This is a genomic window from Myxococcales bacterium (assembly GCA_016703425.1).
GTDB lineage: Bacteria > Myxococcota_A > Polyangia > Polyangiales > Polyangiaceae > JADJCA01.
The window spans coordinates 123,166-140,021 of the sequence record JADJCA010000027.1; the positions used below are offsets into that span (position 1 = coordinate 123,166).

A 16,856-nucleotide genomic window follows, 5' to 3' on the forward strand; every position below is an offset into this window, starting at 1 on the left:
CATGACCCTCCTCGAAATCTTCGACCCGCTCGCGGCCCCGCGAGCCATTGGCATCGATCTTGGCACGACCAACTCGGTCGTCGCGTGTGTGAAGAACGAGCGGCCCGAGCCCGTCGCCGACTGCAACCTCGAGGTGCTTGTGCCGAGCGTCGTCTCTTACCGCGAGGGCGGCGAGATCATCGTTGGGGCGCGTGCGCTGGCGGAGGCGTCGGCCTTCCCGTCGAGCACCATCGCCAGCGTGAAGCGCTTCATGGGCCGCGGCGCCGACGACGCGCAGACGAAGCAGGCGGGCCCCTACGAGCTCCTCGCGCCGGATGCTGGCGAAGCCAACATCGTCCGGTTCCGCGTGGCGGGCGACCGCGCCATCACGCCGGTCGAGGTAAGCGCTGACCTTCTCCGAGCGCTTCGCCGTCGTGCGGAAGACGAACTCGGCGCCGTCGGTGGCGTCGTCATCACCGTGCCGGCCTACTTCGACGACGCACAACGGCAGGCGACCAAAGACGCGGGGCGCCTCGCGGGCCTCGAGGTCCTGCGCCTCTTGAACGAGCCCACGGCGGCGGCCCTGGCCTACGGCCTCGACAAGAAGCAGAATGGGCACTTCGTCGTCTTCGATCTCGGGGGCGGGACGTTCGACGTGACGGTGTTGCTCCTGGAAGACGGCGTCTTTCAGGTTAAGTCTACCGGCGGCGACAGCGCCCTCGGCGGTGACGACATGGACCACGCCATCGCCGAGGACATCTTCCGCACGCTCGGCTGGAGCGGAGCGCCGACGTCTCCCGCGACGATTCCTGCGGCCGTTGTCCGGCTCGTCCTCGACGAGGCGCGCAAGCTGAAGCACGCCCTGACGACCCGCGAGAGTGCCGGCGAGCTCATGCTCGACGCCCAGGGCGGCGCTTCGATGTACGAGCTCACGCGCACCCGCTTTGAGGCGTTCGTGGCGCCCCTCTTGGAGCGCGCTGGAGCCGCGTGTCGTCGCGCGCTCAAGGACTCGGGCCTCAAAGCCAGCGAGCTCGACGGCATCATCCTCGTGGGCGGCGCGACGCGCGTCCCCGCGGTGCGCGCGTTCGTGGAGCGTCTCTTCGGTCGGGCGCCGCTGACCGACATCGACCCCGATCAGGTCGTCGCCCTCGGCGCCGCCATTCAAGCCGACATCCTTGCGAGCCATGAGAAGCGCGACGACGTGCTCCTCCTCTACGTCATCCCGCTGTCGTTGGGCATCGAGGTGGGCGGCGGCGTCGTCGACAAAATCCTCCCGCGCAACACGACCGTACCCACGGCCGCCCGCGCGACGTACACGACGCAGGAAGACAAGCAGACGGGCTTCGTCATTCACGTCGTGCAAGGCGAGCGAGAGCTCGCCGTCGATTGCCGCAGCCTCGCGACCTTCACGCTGAAGGGGATTCCCCCTTTGGCCGCCGGCTTGGCCAAGCTCGAGGTGACGTTTCGTGTCGACGAGAACGGCATCCTCGCGGTCCACGCAAAGGAGCTGACCACCGGTGTTGAGCAGGTCGTGGAGGTTAAGCCGTCCTACGGTCTCGACGACGAAGCCGTCGAGGCGATGCTCATGGCGGCCCTCGACCACGGCGAGGAGGATCTGCTGCTCCGCAAGCTCGCCGAGAATCGCGTCGAAGCCCACCGCATCGCGGCGGCTACCGAGAAGGCCGTGACGGACGACGCAGCGCTCCTCGTTGGCGCCGAAGGGGAACGCATCGGCGCGGCGCTCGCCGCCCTCCGCGCAGCCGCCGAGGGCAACGACGCGACGGCCATCCACGCCGCCATCGACGCGCTCGACAAGGAGACGCGAGCCTTCGCCGGAAGGCGCATGGATCGAGCGGTCGCCTTGGCGGCCGTCGGCAAGAACGTGGCCGAAGTCGAGGGCTCGCTCGCCACGCACGACACGACGTCCCACTGACCGATTCTCACCGCAGTCGAAGAGCGCGATCGATCGAGGAGCAAATGGCGAAGGTTCGCTTCAAGGGATACGGTGAGGTCGAGGTGCCCGTGGGCACGACCATCCTCAAGGCGGCGCAGGGGATCGACGCGCCCGAGGGCTACGCGTGCGGCGGCGTCTGCGCCTGTTCGACGTGCCACGTGTACGTGACGTCGGGCCAGGGGCTCTTGTCGGAGCAAGAGGACGAGGAGGCCGACATGCTCGACAAGGCCTTCGACGTCCGCGCAAACTCGCGGCTCGGCTGTCAGTCAACGATCGAACGCGAAGGCGAGATCGAGGTCGAGATCACGCGCGAGAGCCTTGAGGCCTTCGAGAACGAACACCCCGAGCACCGCGGGAAATACACGACCTGGCGGAAGAGCGCCTCGTAGCCTTTCGCCCCGCGACGTCACCGCGTCACCGCGTCGCCGCGGGCCTCGCCCAGCGCGGCACCAGGTGTTCGCGCAGGACCCCCTCGAGGAGGCGGAGGTGTGCCACGTGCGCGCCCTTATCGTCGCCGCCGTAGCCGCGCACGTGGAAGTCGCCGCGGTCCGCTTGGCTTGCGAGTTCCAGGCCGCCAGGCGCCGGCAATGGCGTCGCGAGCGTCTCGCGCGACGCGCCAGCGAGCGCGAGCAAGGCGGTGGTGGTCTCGGTCGTGTTGGCGTAGCCGACCGTTTGGATCGCCGAGTGGGTGACGACCATCAGCTTCTCTCCGCGCGCGGCCGCCTCGGCGAAGCGCACGAGTGACGACACGCTGCGCATGTCGGGCTTCTTGGCCGACGGGTTGCCCAGGTAAGGCGAATGGATGCCGTCCAGGAGAACGACCGCGTCGATGCGCGGGTCGTCTTGTGCGGCGAGGATCTTTCGGATGGCGCCGTAGCCAGCGCTCCACGCGATCAGCGCGATTCGGCCAATGCGGAGCGAGGCGTTGCCGGACTCCTCCTTGAGGAGCGACAGAACCTCGCCTTCGATCTCGGGAAAGCGCGCCTTGTCCTCGTAGGCTTGCGAATAGGACGAGGCGAAGAGGCCGTGGCTCGCGGCCGCCACGACGGCTCGTACGCCGCTCGCGCGGTACTCGGGCTCGGCGGACTTTCCGACGTGGAAGTGAAAGATCACGTCGACGCTGTCGCCCTCGATCGGCGAGGGCACCATGACGTGTCCGAAGCTCGCCGGTCGCCATTCGCTCAAGGTCGGCGCGGGCGCCGCCGTCGCCGTGGCCTTGGGGGCCGGCGCTCTGGTCGGCACCGGCCCTGGCGGAGTCGGCGCGGCGCCGCACGCGAGCGCGGTGACCGCGAGTGCGAGGTGGATGCGATGGCGCACGGCGCTGCGTGGTCCCCCGGCGGCGCCTTCCCCCCGTGTCATCGTTTACAGGCGAAGCCCGGGCGCGGGGAACGCGTCGCACGCTTCGCGGACCTCGGCGGCGATCTTGTCGTGGAGCGCGCCGTCGTCGGGCGCGGCGACCACGCGATCCATCCACGCGGCAAGCTTGAGCATCATGTCCTTGCCCATGCCGCGCGACGTGACGGCCGGGGTGCCGAGGCGAATCCCCGACGGATCGAAGGGCTTGCGCGGGTCGAAGGGGACCGAGTTGTAGTTGAGGACGATGCCCGCTCGATCGAGCGCCTTCGCGGCGATCTTGCCCGCCACGTTCTTGCTTGTGAGATCGATGAGCAAGAGGTGGTTGTCGGTGCCGCCGGTGACGAGTGAAAAGCCACGAGCGGAGAGCGCCTCAGCCAGGGCCTTCGCGTTCTCGACGACGGCGGCGGCGTAGGCCTTGAAGGCCGGCGTCATCGCCTCGCGCGCGGCGACGGCGATGCCCGCCGTCGTGTGGTTGTGCGGCCCGCCCTGCAGACCGGGGAACACCGCGCGGTCGATGGCCGACGCGTGCTCTTTCTTGCACATGATCATGCCGCCGCGGGGACCGCGGAAGGTCTTGTGGGTCGTCGAGGTCACCACGTCGGCGATCCCGATAGGGGAGGGGTGCACGCCGGCGCAAACGAGCCCCGAGATGTGCGCGATGTCTGCCGCCAAGATCGCGCCGACCTCGTCGGCGATGGACCGAAACGCGGCCCAGTCGAGCGTCCGGGGGTACGCCGTCGTTCCGGCCCAAAGAAGCTTGGGACGGTGCTCCTTGGCCAGCGCGCGCACGTTGTCCATGTCGATGCGGCAGTCGTCCTTCTTGACGCCGTAGGGCACGCTCTTGAAATACTTGCCGGTGATCGAGACGGTGTGGCCGTGCGTCAGGTGGCCGCCGAAGGGGAGGCCGAGGCCCATGATGGTGTCACCCGCTTGGCAGAAGGCCAGGTAGACGGCGAGGTTGGCGGGGCTGCCGGAGTACGGTTGCACGTTCGCGTGCTCCGCACCGAAGAGCGCCTTCACGCGGGAAACGGCGAGCTCCTCGACGGCGTCGATGACCGCTTGACCCTCGTAGTAGCGCTTGCCGGCGTAGCCCTCCGAGTACTTGTTGGTGAGGCACGAGCCGGTCGCCTCCATGACGGCGCGGGAGGCGTAGTTTTCGCTCGCGATGAGGCGGAGCGACTCGTGCTCGCGCACGTTCTCCTGAGCGATGAGCTTGGCGATTTCGGCGTCGGCTTCGAGGAGGCCCGGTTCCTTCACGGTCGTCATTCCCTCCGTATATCCGGTTCTCGAGGCGTCACCTATTGCCCTGACACACTGAAATCGACAGGTTCGAGCTCGCCCCGCGACGAGCGAGGGGCCGGGTTTTGGGCCCGTTCCCCATCCCGTCGCCAGCTGTGCTAAGCGACGAGCATGTCGGTGGCGAGATCGCTCGTGACAGCCGCGTTTTTCTGCGCCTCCTTGCCCAACGTGGCTCGTGCGCAGGAGGCGCCGACCGCGTCCAGCGCCGAGCCGGCGGTGGCGCCGGCCCCTTTTGCGCCGCCCGCACCGCCCGCACCGCCCGCGCGCGACGAAAAAGCGCGGGTCGATACGCCCGTTGACCCGATGGACCGACCTGGTGAGCATCGGAGCGGCGTGGTCTTCGGCGTCGCGCTGGGCATCGGGACCCTTGATGTCTCCGGCTACCCGAACTCGGCGTCGGCGCTCGGCGATCCGCGCAAGTACCACTCGTCGGGCGCGATCCTCGGCGGCGGCCAACGCATCTTCCTCATGGGCGCCCTCGCCGACACCTTCAATTTTGGCGTTTGGGTCGGGGGTTGACCGGCGAAAACGCGACGACCAAGGTCGCGACGACCACCGGCGGGTTTCGCGTTGAAGCGTTTCCGCTCTACCACGTGTCGCCGAAGCTTCGTGACTTGGGGCTCGTCGCCCAGCTCGGTGTGGGCCACGCCGTGGCCGACAAGAAGGACGGCTCGCTGTCCGTCGATGGCACCGAGTCGATGCTCGGCGCCGGCGTCCTCTACGAGCTGGCGCGTCCGCGCTTCATCGGGCTCCGCGCCACGCCGGGCCTCTTCGCCGAGTACCAATACGTGAGCAGTGCATCCATCGACAGCCACGGCGTGATCGTCGGCGCTCGGATCGCGTTCTATGGTGGACCTTGACACCCGATACCTTCGCGGTCGCTCTCCCGACGGGGGGCCGGCGCGCGACCCCTTTGGTCTCATAGGCCAGGTCTTAGACGAACAGTTCCGCGTCGAGTCGGTGCTCGGCGAGGGTGGCTTCAGCGTGGTCTACCGGGGGACGCACCTGGGCCTGTCGGAGCCCATCGCGATCAAGTGCCTCAAGCTCCCCGTGGCCCTCGGCTCGGCGGCCGTCGAGTCCTTCGTGCAGCGCTTTCGCGATGAGGGACGCATCCTCTACAAGCTCTCGCAGGGCAACCTCCACATCGTTCGCAGCATCGCCAGCGGCATGACCATGGGGCCGCTCACCGGCGCGCTCATCCCGTACACGGTCCTCGAGTGGCTCGACGGCTATTCGCTCGCCTCGGAGCTTGAGGCTCGACGGCAGGCCGGGCTCCAGGGCCGCACCCTCGCCGAAGCGATCCCGTTGCTCGACTCGGCGGTGCTTGCGGTCGTCTACGCCCACACGCAAGGTGTCGTTCACCGCGATCTGAACCCCGGAAACATCTTCTTTGCGAAGACCCGCGAAGGCGTCCGCGCCAAGGTCCTCGACTTCGGTCTCGCGAAGGTCGTCAGCGATCACGCCATCGAGCTCGGGCCCCGCGCCGAGACGCTCTCGCACATCCAGATCTTTGCCCCCGCGTACGCGGCCCCCGAGCAAATGGACAAGCGCCTTGGGCCCGTTGGGGCGTGGACCGACGTCTACACGCTCGCGCTGGTGCTCCTCGAGGTGATGGCTGATCGGTCCATCATCACCGGCGAGCACCTCGGTGAGATCATGGCGAAGACGCTCGGGCTCCATCGGCCCACGCCTCGCAACGTTGGCCTCACGGTGTCCGACGAGGTGGAGGCGCTCTTCGCCAGCGCCTTGGAGCTCGATCCAACGAAGCGGCCTCTGGACGCCGGTGTCTTCTGGGGTGCGCTCAAGAACTGCGTCAGCAAGGAGAACCCGCCGCGCGCCGCGGTGAAGCCGCTCGCGGTGAGCCCCATGGACGCGTTTCTCAGCTTGCCGCTGCCGGGAGCTGCCGGCGGCCCGACGAGCACCGCCGGTGGCGCCGCCGGCACCCCGTCTGGGGCCGCGGCTGGCGCGCTGTCGGGCAAGGGCGCGCTCAATCAGACGATGCCCATGAGCAGCGCTCGGCCCTCGGGCCAGCCCTCGAGCGGGCCCTCAAGCGCGCAGGGCGCCTTTCCGCGAATGGCGAGCACGATGCCCCTGGGCGACGCGATCGCCGAGGCGAAGCGCCGGGCCTTCGGGCCGAAGGAAGCTTCCATTGGTGGCGTCGCGCTCCCGCCCAACGACACGCCCGCCTTGTCGAGGGGCCCGAGCGACCGGCCGACCGTCGAAATCCCCGCTCCCGCAAGCCAAACGAGCCGCAACGGGCGCCTCTTGGTCCTGGGCATCGCAGCGCTCATCGCCATCCTGGGGGCTGCCTTCGTGCTGAAGGGGTTCTTGTCGCGCTGAGGAGGGCCGGGGTTTTTCAGGCTGCGCGCGCCCATCTGATAGACTCGCTCCGCGATGGCAGCGGACGCGTTCGGCCTCATCGGCAAGGTCTTGGGAGGCCAGTTCCGCGTCGACGACTGCGTCGGAGAGGGCGGCTTCAGCGTCGTCTATAAGGGCTTCCATATGGGCTTGAAGGAGCCCGTCGCCATCAAGTGCCTCCGCCTTCCGCAGCTCGAGAAGAAGGAGCTCGCGGACCAATTCGCCCATCGCTTCCGCGACGAGAGCCGCATCGCGTATCGGCTCTCGCAGGGCAACCTGAACATCGTTCGCAGCATCACCAGCGGCTCGGCACAGGACGCAAAGGGCGGCCTCGTCCCGTACATGGTGCTCGAGTGGCTCGCCGGCGAGACCCTCGGAGCGCTCCTCCGGCGACGGCGCAGTCAGCTTTCCGAGAATGAGCGTGGGCGCAGCGTGGCGGAGACCGTTTTACTCTTCGCCCCCGCCGCCGAGGCGCTGGGCTACGCGCACTCGCACGGCGTCATTCACCGGGACATCAAGCCGCAGAACCTGTTCCTCGCGGAGACGAAGGATTCGCGACGGCTCAAGGTGCTCGACTTCGGTATGGCGAAGATCCTGAGCGACGGCACGCTGGGCGTTGCGCCGTTGGCTCAAAGCATCAGCACCACCGCTCCCGTCTTCTCGCCGCCCTATGCGGCGCCCGAGCAGTTCGACTGGAAGGTCGGCCTCATCGGCACGTGGACCGACGTCTACTCCTTCGCCATGGTCTTCCTGGAGGCCCTCAGCGATCGCCGCGTGCGGCAAGGTGAGAGCCTCGCCGAGTGCATGGTGGAGGCCTGCGACGCGAGGCGCACGGTCAAGGTTTCAGAGCATTGTAGCCACCTCGGGCCAGCCCTCCTGCAGGTCCTGACGCGCGCGTTGTCGCTCAAGCCCAAGGAGCGCCCCGTCGACATGACGGAGTTCTGGGCGCAAGTCGTCGAAGCCGACAGGCAAGATGGTCCCCGTGGGCCCGCGCCTGCCGTCGGGGATTCGGAAGACGACGCCGCGACCGCCGTGAGTGACACGCGAGGCCTCTTCACGAACGCCGATCTCGGCGCGACGGTACCCGGCGTGCAGCCCGCGGCGGCGCGGCAGCTAGAGGTGAAGACGGCACCGAAGCCCTTCGTTCCTCCGGGCGTTGACGCTGAGGTGACCGAGACGCGGACCTTCAGCGATGTTCGCGCCGCGGCCATGGAACGGCCGCCGCCGGTGAGCGTCTCCCCGCTCAGCCAGCTCGACAAGACCATCGTGACGGCGCCGCCCGTTCATCAGGCGTCGCCCATGACGCGCACGCTGATGGGAACGGGGCCCCTCGTCGCGCCGCCTTCGGCGCAGGCACCTCCCGACAAGCAGGGTGGCCTCAACAAGACCCTCGCGCTCGGCGCCGCGTACCCAGCGCCTGCGTCGCGAGGCCTCGCGCCGGCCGCAACGCCCGCCCCGGTCGCGGCACCGATCGAAGAAATGACCCGCGCGCGCACCGAGCCTGCTCCGCCGCTGTCGATGACCGCGGCCGATGCGGCGCCGCCCGTCGAGCGAGGCCCGCATCCGTACGAATCGACGGCCATCGTCAACACGGGCACGCACTACCCCGACATCATGGCCGGTCATCACGCCACGGCGCCGCAAGGCGCGGCCGCCCTCGGGACGCCCGCGTTCGGCGCGCCGGCGTACCGACCGGAGGCCACGGCGACGCACACGGCCACCGCACCCGTGGCCGCTTCGGCGTACGGCCCCATGGGGGCCGAACCGCAACCGCCGTCGCATCGGCACGGCGCGCCGGGCGCGACACCGCTGGCTTCGCCAGAGCCGCAAACGATCGGCTATTCGCCCGTCGCGCCCGCGCCTGCCTACGGTCCACCGCCGACGGGGTACGGGGCCGAGGGCTACGTGAACGTGACGGCCCCGGCGTCGCCAAAACGCGTCCCGCCGCTGCTCATCGCGGCCATCGGTGTCGTGGTGCTCTTCGTCCTCGTGGGCATCGGCGTCGCGGCGTACTTCATCGCCAAGCCGCGCTACGCGGCGGTTCCCCCGACGGTGATCGCGCCGGCCGCACCGGCGGCGCCGACCTCGGCAGGTTCGGGTGCGGCCGAGTCGCCGCCGGCGGTGTCGAACGCGGCGACCGTCGAACCGCCTCCTCTGCCAGTTCCCGCGGAGCCGGCGCCAACGCCGCCGCCCGCGCTCGCCACGGCGGAACCGCCTGCCGCCCCGACCGAGCCACCGGTCGCGACCCAACCTAACGAGCCGGCGCCGCGCCCCGTCGAGCCCCCACGGCCTCTGGTCCCCGAGCCCAAGAGGCCGGCGGCGCCCTCGCCACCGCGTCCTGCCGCGCCCGTCGCGCAGAGGCCCGCAGCGCCGACTCCCGTAGCGGCCACGCCCGTTGCGCCCAACGCCTTCAACCCGGACGCGGCGCGCTCGGCGCTTCGTTCCATGGAGGGAATACTTGCAAGCTGCAAGAAGGCCGACGGGCCGACGGGACCGGGCAAGGTTCGCGTGACCTTCGCCAACTCCGGCGCCGTGCAGTCGGCGGCGATGTTGGGCGCGCCCTACGAGGGCACGCCGACAGGTGAGTGCGCCGCGTCGCGCTTCCGAATGGCGCGCGTTACCGCCTTCGAAGGGGCGCCGGGGAGCCTGGACTACGCGTTTCGCATCAACAAGTAGTGGCCGAATCCTCTAGAGCGCACTTCACAACGTGAATGCGCTCGAAACCAGGACCGCTGCGGATGACCGGACACGTGCGATCCCGCCGCAATCGGGCTTGCTTGCCGACCTTGGCAGGCCCGATTTCGGCGTGCCACGGCTGCGCAATACGCTCTAGTCTCCTGGTCCCATGACTGACAAAAAGAGTCTTGAGCTCTTCGAGCGCGCCTCCCGCCTCATGCCCGGTGGCGTCAACAGCCCCGTCCGCGCGTTCCGCGCCGTTGGTGGTCATCCGATCTTTGTCGAGCGAGCCGAAGGCGCCACGCTCGTGGGCGCCGACGGCACGCGCTACATCGACTGCGTGGGCTCTTGGGGCCCGATGATCCTAGGCCACGCGAACGCCAAGGTCGTCGCGGCGATTCAAGAGGCCGCCACGCGAGGCACCAGCTACGGCGCACCGACAGAGCTTGAGGTGCGCTTCGCCGAGAAGGTCGTCGAGCTCTACCCGAGCATCCAGATGCTCCGCGCTGTCTCCAGTGGAACCGAGGCGACGATGGCGGCGCTTCGCGTGGCTCGCGGCTTTACCGGCCGCGAGCTCATCGTGAAATTTGAGGGCTGCTACCACGGTCACGCGGACTTCCTCTTGGTCAAGGCCGGGTCTGGCGCCGCCACGCTCGGCGTGCCCGACTCGGCCGGCGTCCCTGCGGGGTCGGCGGGCACGACCTTGACGCTCCCCTACAACGACGTCGGCGCGTTGACGCGCCTCATGTCCGCCGAAGGTAGCCGCATCGCGGCCGTCATCGTCGAACCCGTCGTGGGCAACATGGGATGCGTCGCGCCGGAGCCGGGCTTCCTCGAGGCCATCTTGTCGTTGTGCGACCAGCACGGCGCCGTCTCGATCTTCGATGAAGTCATGACCGGATGCCGCGTCGCACGCGGCGGCATGCAGGAGCGCGCGAAGCTCAAGCCCGCGATGACCTGCCTCGGCAAGATCGTTGGCGGCGGCCTGCCGCTGGCTGTCTACGGCGGGCGCCGCGACATCATGGAGAAGGTGGCGCCGCTCGGGCCCGTCTACCAGGCGGGCACCTTGAGTGGCAATCCGGTCGCCGTGAGCGCAGCCCTCGCGACGATGGCGCAGCTCGACGCGGCCCTTTACGCGAAGCTCGAGCGACTCGGCGCACGGCTGGAGGACGGCTTTCGCAAGTCCATCTCGGCGCACGGCTCGGCTGCCTGCGTGCAGCGTGTTGGCTCGATGCTCACGCTGTTCTTTACCAAAGGCCCCGTTCGCTCGTGGACCGATGCGGCGACTTGCGATCGCGAGCGCTTCGCGGCGTTCCACGGCGCGCTCTTGGCCGGTGGCGTCTACTGGCCGCCGTCGCAGTTCGAAGCGGCCTTCCTGAGCGGAGCGCACACGGAGGCGGACATCGATCGGATCGTCGCCGTGGCCGATCGCGCCCTCGCGGAGTGAGGTTCCCGGTCGCGCCTTGAAACCGCTTCCCTTCGCGGCGCTCTTCGGCTCGCTGCACCTGCTGCTCGCGCTCGTCGTGCAAGGCAGCGGCTATCCTCACGAGGACGCGTACATCCTCTTCAAATACGCCCGCCACGTGGCCGCCGGACTCGGGTCGGTGTATTTCCCTGGCGGGCCCCGTGTCGAAGGCGCCACCGACTTTTTGTGGATGCTCGGCTTGGCCGCGCTCAATCGCGCCGGCCTCGAAGTCGCCCTCGCCGCCGCCGTCCTAAGCGCCATCGGCTTCGCGCTCGTGTCACGTCGCATCTTCATCGCCGTGACCGAAGAGCACGCAAACGCGACGGAGGCGCTCCTTTTGTCTCTGTTCTTCGCCGCCTTGTGGCTCGTGCATCCAGCGTCCGTCGCCGGCGCCTTAGGCTTCAGCGCGACGCTCTTTGCGGCCCTGTCCCTCGAGCTCTACGTGGCGCTCACCAAGAGTCGGCCCATGGCTGTGCTCGGCTTCGCCACGGTCCTGGCGCTATTGCGTCCCGACGGCGTTGTGCTCGGCGCCGCGAGCGTCGCCGTCGCTGCGCTTTACGCTTGGCGGAACGGCCCACGCCGCCGCTTCTTCCTCTCGCTCGTCGGCGCACTCGCGCTCGGCGCCGCGTACTTCGGGGCGCGGGCACGGTATTTCGACACCCTCTTGCCGCTTCCGCTCATCGTGAAGTCCCATCATGGGCCGATGCCGCCGGGGCTATGGGAGGCCGCCGACTGGGCGTCATCGACGCTGCTCCCGATGACCATCGGCGGCGTTCTCTTGGCGGCGGTGACCCGACGATACGCCGCGCCTTCGTCGGCCATGGCTCTGGCGCCGTTTGTCGTCCACGTGCTGGCCTTCATCCCCTCCTTTCCCAGTCAAAACATCGCCAATCGCTTTCAAGCGCCCTTCGCCGTCGTGCTCTTCTTCCTCGTTTGCAAGATGGCGGCCTATGCCGTGGAGCGGCACCGCAGGGCGACGCCGGTGGCGCGCGCCGCGCGCGCCTTCGCCGTGCTCGGGCTAGCGGTCGTGGTGCTCGCACCGCAAGGGCTCGTCGCCTTTCGTGCGTTGCGGGAGCCGTTCCTTCCCGACTACGTAAACCCGTTCTCGGTCCATCTTGCGAAGCTCTCCGAGCAGCGAACGCGCGGCGGAGCTCCGCCGCTAAAGGTCGCGTCGACGGAGGCGGGACGCATCCTGTACTTCACCCAGGGACCCGTGCTGGATCTCGTTGGCCTCAACTCCCGCGAGACGGCGGAGCGTGCGCCTTCGCGAGCGCTGCTGGAGGCGTTCGACGCTGACGTGATCATGTTCCACCACGCCTCGGGCATGAACGAGGACCAGATGGAGGCGACCGGCGTTGACGTCTTCGGCAAGGGACCGGCCACCACCACAACGCCCGTCGTTCGCCTCACCGAGCCGCTGTGGCGCTACGTACACCCTTGGAACGCGCTCTACCTCGACGCGGCGCTCAAGCCCTATCGAGAACTCTTCGCCGACAACGTTCGCGTCGCTCCCATTGCCACCGCCGGCTGGCTCGACGAAGTCGGCGATCGCTACGAGCACTACGCGGTGCGCTTCGAGGCGCGCTTCGCGCGCCGGCATGTCTACGCGATTCGCCGCGGTCTTCGCGAGCGCGAAGCCATCCTCATGGAGCTCTTTCGCTGCCACGAGCCCTTGCTTCACGGTTCGCACTGGGCGGCGGTGAAGCTCCTCCGTCGCGAGTGACCCATCTCGTCAGGCGGTCGACGTCGCGTCGGTCGTCGACTTCGCCGCGAGCGCCGCCTGCGCCGCGGCGAGGCGAGCGATGGGCACTCGGAAGGGCGAGCAGCTGACGTAGTCGAGGCCCGCGCGGTGGAAGAACGCGACGCTTGACGGGTCGCCGCCGTGTTCGCCGCAGATGCCGATCTTGATCGTCGGTCGCGTCTTCTTGCCGCGCGCGGCGGCCATCTCCACGAGCTCTCCGACGCCGCTCTGGTCGAGCGCCACGAAGGGATCTTTGGGCAGGATTCCCTGGTCCACGTAGGCGGGCAAGAAGCTGCCGGCGTCGTCGCGCGAGAGGCCCATGGTGCACTGGGTGAGATCGTTGGTGCCGAAGGAGAAGAACTCCGCCGTCTCCGCCAGGGAGCCGGCGCGGAGCGCGGCGCGTGGCAGCTCGATCATGGTCCCGAAGGTGAAGGGCACCGCCGAGCCGTCTCCGAAGACCTCGCGCGCGACCGTGTCGACGACGGCGCGCATCAGGTCGGGCTCCGTCTTCGTCATGGCGAGGGGAATCATGATCTCGGGGTGAACGTCGATGCCGCTCGCGCGAGCGCTCTTCGCGGCCTCGAGGATGGCGCGCACCTGCATCGCGTAGATCTCAGGGAAGGTGATGGCGAGGCGGACGCCGCGATGACCCAGCATCGGGTTCATCTCGTGCAGCTCCTTCACGCGGGCGGCGAGGTGCGCCGCCGAGACGCCCATGGTCTTGGCCAAGGCGTCGAGCTGATGGGGCTCGGTGGGGAGGAACTCGTGAAGCGGCGGATCGAGCAAACGGATGGTGACCGGGAGCCCGTCCATTTCACGGAAGATGCCGACGAAGTCCTCCCGCTGGTACGGGATGAGCTTGGCGAGGGCCTTTTCGCGGCCGGCGAGGTCGTCGGCGAGGATCATCTCGCGCATCGCGGCGATGCGGTCTTCGTCGAAGAACATGTGTTCGGTGCGGCAGAGGCCGATGCCCTCTGCTCCGAAGGAGCGCGCCGTCTTGGCGTCGAGCGGTGTGTCGGCGTTGGCGCGAACTCGAAGGCGCCGCGCGGCGTCGGCCCAACGCATGACCTCGGCGAATTCACCGGTCAGCGCTGCGGGGATCGTCGCCACGGCGCCCTGGTAGATCTTGCCCGTGCCGCCGTCGATGGTGATGAGATCACCCTTCTTCACGACGACCGTGCCGGCGTTCTTGCCGTCGTCGTCGTAGAGCGAGACGGTGGCGATCTGCTTTTGGTAGTCGATGGCCACCGCCGAGCAGCCGGCGATGCAGGGTTTGCCCATGCCGCGCGCGACAACGGCCGCGTGGCTCGTCATGCCGCCCCGCGCCGTGATGATCCCGCGCGCGGCCTTCATGCCGTGAATGTCTTCGGGAGAGGTCTCGATGCGGACCAGCATCACGGGCTTGCCTTGCGCGGCCTTCTCCTCGGCCTCGTCGGCGGAGAAGACCACGTGGCCGGCGGCGGCGCCGGGGCTCGCGGCGAGGCCGCGCGCGATCGGCTTGGTCAGCGCTTTGGGATCGAGCGTCGGGTGAAGTAGCTGGTCGAGCGACGCCGGATCGACGCGCCGCACCGCCTCGTCTTGTGTGATGAGGCCCTCTTTGACCATCTCGGCGGCAACGCGAATGGCCGCCTTTCCGGTGCGCTTTCCCGAGCGACACTGGAGCATGTAGAGCTTGTTGTCCTGGATCGTGAACTCGAGGTCCTGCATGTCCCGGAAGTGACCCTCGAGCTTGGCGCAAATCTCGAGGAGCGTCCCGTACGACGCGGGCATCTTCGCCTCGAGCGAATCGCCGCCGTCGGCGATGGGGTGGGGCGTGCGGATGCCGGCCACGACGTCTTCGCCCTGCGCGTTGGGCAGCCACTCGCCGAAGACCTTCTTCTCGCCCGTCGAGGGGTTCCGCGTAAAGGCAACGCCGGTGGCGCTCGTGTCGCCAAGGTTGCCGAAGACCATCGCCTGGATGTTGCACGCAGTGCCCCAGGCGTCGGGGATGTCGTGCATGCGTCGATAGACGAGGGCACGATGGTTCTTCCAAGAGCCGAAGACCGCGGCGACGGCGAGCGTCAGTTGAATGCGCGGGTCCGACGGGAAGTCTTGCCCGGTCTGCGCCTTGACGATCGCCTTGTAGCGCGCGACGAGATCGCGAAGCTCGCTCGCGGGGAGCTCCGAGTCGGGGAGCTTGCGCTTGAGCTCTTCCGTGTTGGTTCGCGACGTGTCGATGCCGCGGGCGGCGGCCGTGCGAGCGCGAGCTTCTTCGAGATCGTGCTCGAAGAGGTCCTTCTTCACGCCCAACGCCACGTCGGAGAACATCACGAGGAAGCGCCGGTAGGCGTCGAAGACGAAGCGTTCGTTCTTCGTTCGTTCCACCAGGCCCGCCGCGACGGCGTCGTTCAGGCCGAGGTTCAGGATCGTGTCCATCATGCCCGGCATCGAGGCGCGCGCGCCGGAACGCACGCTCACGAGGAGCGGGTTTTTGGCGTCGCCGAAGCGCATCCCGACGCTCAGTTCAACGCGCGCGAGCGCCGCCGCCATCTCCTCGGCCACCTCGCTTGGGAGCGCCGCCATGGCTTCCGACGGCGTCGTCCCCTTGAGCCGCGACAGGAACTCGTGGCAGACGCTCGTGGCGATGGTGAACCCCGCCGGGACCGGCAGCCCGAGGCTCGTCATTTCGCACAGGCCGGCGCCCTTGCCGCCGAGCAAATCACGTCGCTTGGGATCACCCTCGGCAACGCCGTCGCCGAAGTAAAATACGCTCTTTGCCATCGGCCCGTCTCCTTCGATCCCGTCCCGTCGATCCGTTCCCTGACCCGTCTAGCGCGTCCGTCTTCCGGACCTGGCTCCCGTGACGACTCCCGTGAGTCTCGGGGACGCTACTTTCGGCGCGCGCCCCCCGCAAGCCCGCCTGGCATAGCCCCGTTCCGAGGTACGCTGCCCCGCGTCCCATGGCGAAGACCAAAGCGAAAGGCGAGGGGCCCGTCGATCCGGCGGGGCCCCGCCCCATTGACGGGCAGCCGCAAGGCGACGACGCCCGCTACGATCGGACCCTCAGGCCCCAGACCTTCGACGATTACGTCGGTCAGACGAAACACAAGGAGAACCTCCGCGTCTTCGTCGAGGCGGCGCGCCGTCGCGGAGAGCCGCTCGATCACCTCCTCTTGTGCGGCCCGCCGGGCCTCGGCAAGACGACCCTCGCTCAGATCCTCGCCCACGAGATGGGCACCACGCTGCACATGACCAATGGGCCCGTCGTCGAGCACAAGGGCGCGCTGGCGGGCTTGCTCACGAAGCTCGCGCCCAACGACATCCTCTTTATCGACGAGATCCACCGGCTCAATCCCGTCGTCGAGGAGAGCCTCTACCCGGCGATGGAAGACTTTCGCATCGACGTGATGACGGGGGAGGGGGCCTTTGCCTCGTCGATTCAGATCGGCATCAACCCGTTCACGCTGATCGGCGCGACCACGCGCACGGGGCTCTTGACGGCCCCGCTCTTCTCTCGCTTCGGGCACGTGCTCCGCCTCGATTTTTATCCCGTCGAAGAGCTCACGCAGATCGTGATGCGTAGCGCACGCCTTCTTGGCGTCGCCGCCGAGGAGAAGGCCGCCTTCGAGATCGCGGGGCGCGCGCGCGGCACGCCGCGCATCGCCAATCGGCTGCTCCGCCGCGTGCGGGACTTCGCGGAGGTGTTGGGCACCGGCGCCGTCGATCTCGCCGTGGTGCAGACCGCGTGTCGCCGCCTGGAGATCGATGCCGCGGGTTTTGATCAGATGGATCGGCGCCTCTTGGCGGTCATCATCGACGACTACGAAGGCGGGCCCGTGGGCGTCGAAACGCTCGCCGCCGCCCTCGGCGAGCCGCGGGACACCATCGAGGACGTCATCGAGCCCTTCCTCTTGCAGCAGGGATTTCTGGGGAGAACACCGCGCGGCCGCGTCGCGACGCGCAAGGCTTACGAGCACCTTGGCCTCTCCGACCGGCTGGGCGATCGAGCGGAAAAATCCGGAGTTCCGCAGAAGAAGCTCTTCGACTGA

At 68.6% G+C, this 16,856-nt stretch carries 12 protein-coding genes; 9 read left to right on the forward strand and 3 right to left on the reverse strand.

Features of this window, described 5'->3' with window-relative positions; genetic code table 11:
• Window position 1 precedes the first annotated feature (1 nt).
• Both hscA and IPG50_33215 read left to right on the forward strand, forming a co-directional pair.
• A complete protein-coding gene (gene hscA / locus IPG50_33210) occupies window positions 2-1,912 on the forward strand; it encodes a Fe-S protein assembly chaperone HscA (GenBank protein ID MBK6697008.1) in 1,911 nt (636 codons plus the stop codon).
• Window positions 1,913-1,956: 44 nt separating this feature from the next.
• Window positions 1,957-2,322 (forward strand): 2Fe-2S iron-sulfur cluster binding domain-containing protein, encoded by a 366-nt coding sequence (locus IPG50_33215; protein ID MBK6697009.1) that lies wholly within the window; start codon window positions 1,957-1,959, stop codon window positions 2,320-2,322.
• A gap of 25 nt (window positions 2,323-2,347) precedes the next feature.
• Here IPG50_33215 and IPG50_33220 read toward each other — a convergent pair whose 3' ends face one another.
• Complete coding sequence (locus IPG50_33220) at window positions 2,348-3,250, reverse strand: hypothetical protein (protein ID MBK6697010.1); 903 nt, start codon at window positions 3,248-3,250, stop codon at window positions 2,348-2,350.
• Between the two features lie 45 nt (window positions 3,251-3,295).
• A complete protein-coding gene (locus IPG50_33225; protein MBK6697011.1) occupies window positions 3,296-4,555 on the reverse strand; it encodes a serine hydroxymethyltransferase in 1,260 nt (419 codons plus the stop codon).
• A 144-nt stretch (window positions 4,556-4,699) separates the two neighbouring features.
• On the opposite strand from IPG50_33225, the gene IPG50_33230 reads away from it, so the two are divergent.
• The 6 genes from IPG50_33230 to IPG50_33255 all read left to right on the forward strand — a co-directional run bounded on the left by IPG50_33230 (window position 4,700) and on the right by IPG50_33255 (window position 12,810).
• Window positions 4,700-5,107, forward strand: a complete 408-nt coding sequence (locus tag IPG50_33230; GenBank protein MBK6697012.1) for a hypothetical protein — start codon at window positions 4,700-4,702, stop codon at window positions 5,105-5,107.
• Window positions 5,104-5,448 carry a hypothetical protein gene (locus tag IPG50_33235; GenBank protein MBK6697013.1) on the forward strand — a complete coding sequence of 115 codons (345 nt, stop codon included), beginning with the start codon at window positions 5,104-5,106 and terminating at the stop codon, window positions 5,446-5,448. The genes IPG50_33230 and IPG50_33235 overlap by 4 nt, the downstream gene beginning before the upstream one ends.
• Complete coding sequence (locus IPG50_33240; protein MBK6697014.1) at window positions 5,435-6,928, forward strand: protein kinase; 1,494 nt, start codon at window positions 5,435-5,437, stop codon at window positions 6,926-6,928. The genes IPG50_33235 and IPG50_33240 overlap by 14 nt, the downstream gene beginning before the upstream one ends.
• A gap of 54 nt (window positions 6,929-6,982) precedes the next feature.
• On the forward strand, window positions 6,983-9,622 hold the full coding sequence (locus tag IPG50_33245; GenBank protein ID MBK6697015.1) for a protein kinase: 2,640 nt from the start codon (window positions 6,983-6,985) through the stop codon (window positions 9,620-9,622).
• Window positions 9,623-9,791: 169 nt separating this feature from the next.
• On the forward strand, window positions 9,792-11,069 hold the full coding sequence (hemL, locus tag IPG50_33250; protein ID MBK6697016.1) for a glutamate-1-semialdehyde 2,1-aminomutase: 1,278 nt from the start codon (window positions 9,792-9,794) through the stop codon (window positions 11,067-11,069).
• Window positions 11,070-11,085: 16 nt separating this feature from the next.
• Window positions 11,086-12,810 (forward strand): hypothetical protein, encoded by a 1,725-nt coding sequence (locus IPG50_33255; GenBank protein ID MBK6697017.1) that lies wholly within the window; start codon window positions 11,086-11,088, stop codon window positions 12,808-12,810.
• Between the two features lie 9 nt (window positions 12,811-12,819).
• On the opposite strand, the gene IPG50_33260 is transcribed toward IPG50_33255, so the two are convergent.
• Complete coding sequence (locus IPG50_33260) at window positions 12,820-15,588, reverse strand: pyruvate, phosphate dikinase (protein ID MBK6697018.1); 2,769 nt, start codon at window positions 15,586-15,588, stop codon at window positions 12,820-12,822.
• A gap of 179 nt (window positions 15,589-15,767) precedes the next feature.
• Here IPG50_33260 and ruvB point away from each other — a divergent pair, with 179 nt between their 5' ends.
• Window positions 15,768-16,856 (forward strand): Holliday junction branch migration DNA helicase RuvB, encoded by a 1,089-nt coding sequence (gene ruvB, locus IPG50_33265; GenBank protein ID MBK6697019.1) that lies wholly within the window; start codon window positions 15,768-15,770, stop codon window positions 16,854-16,856.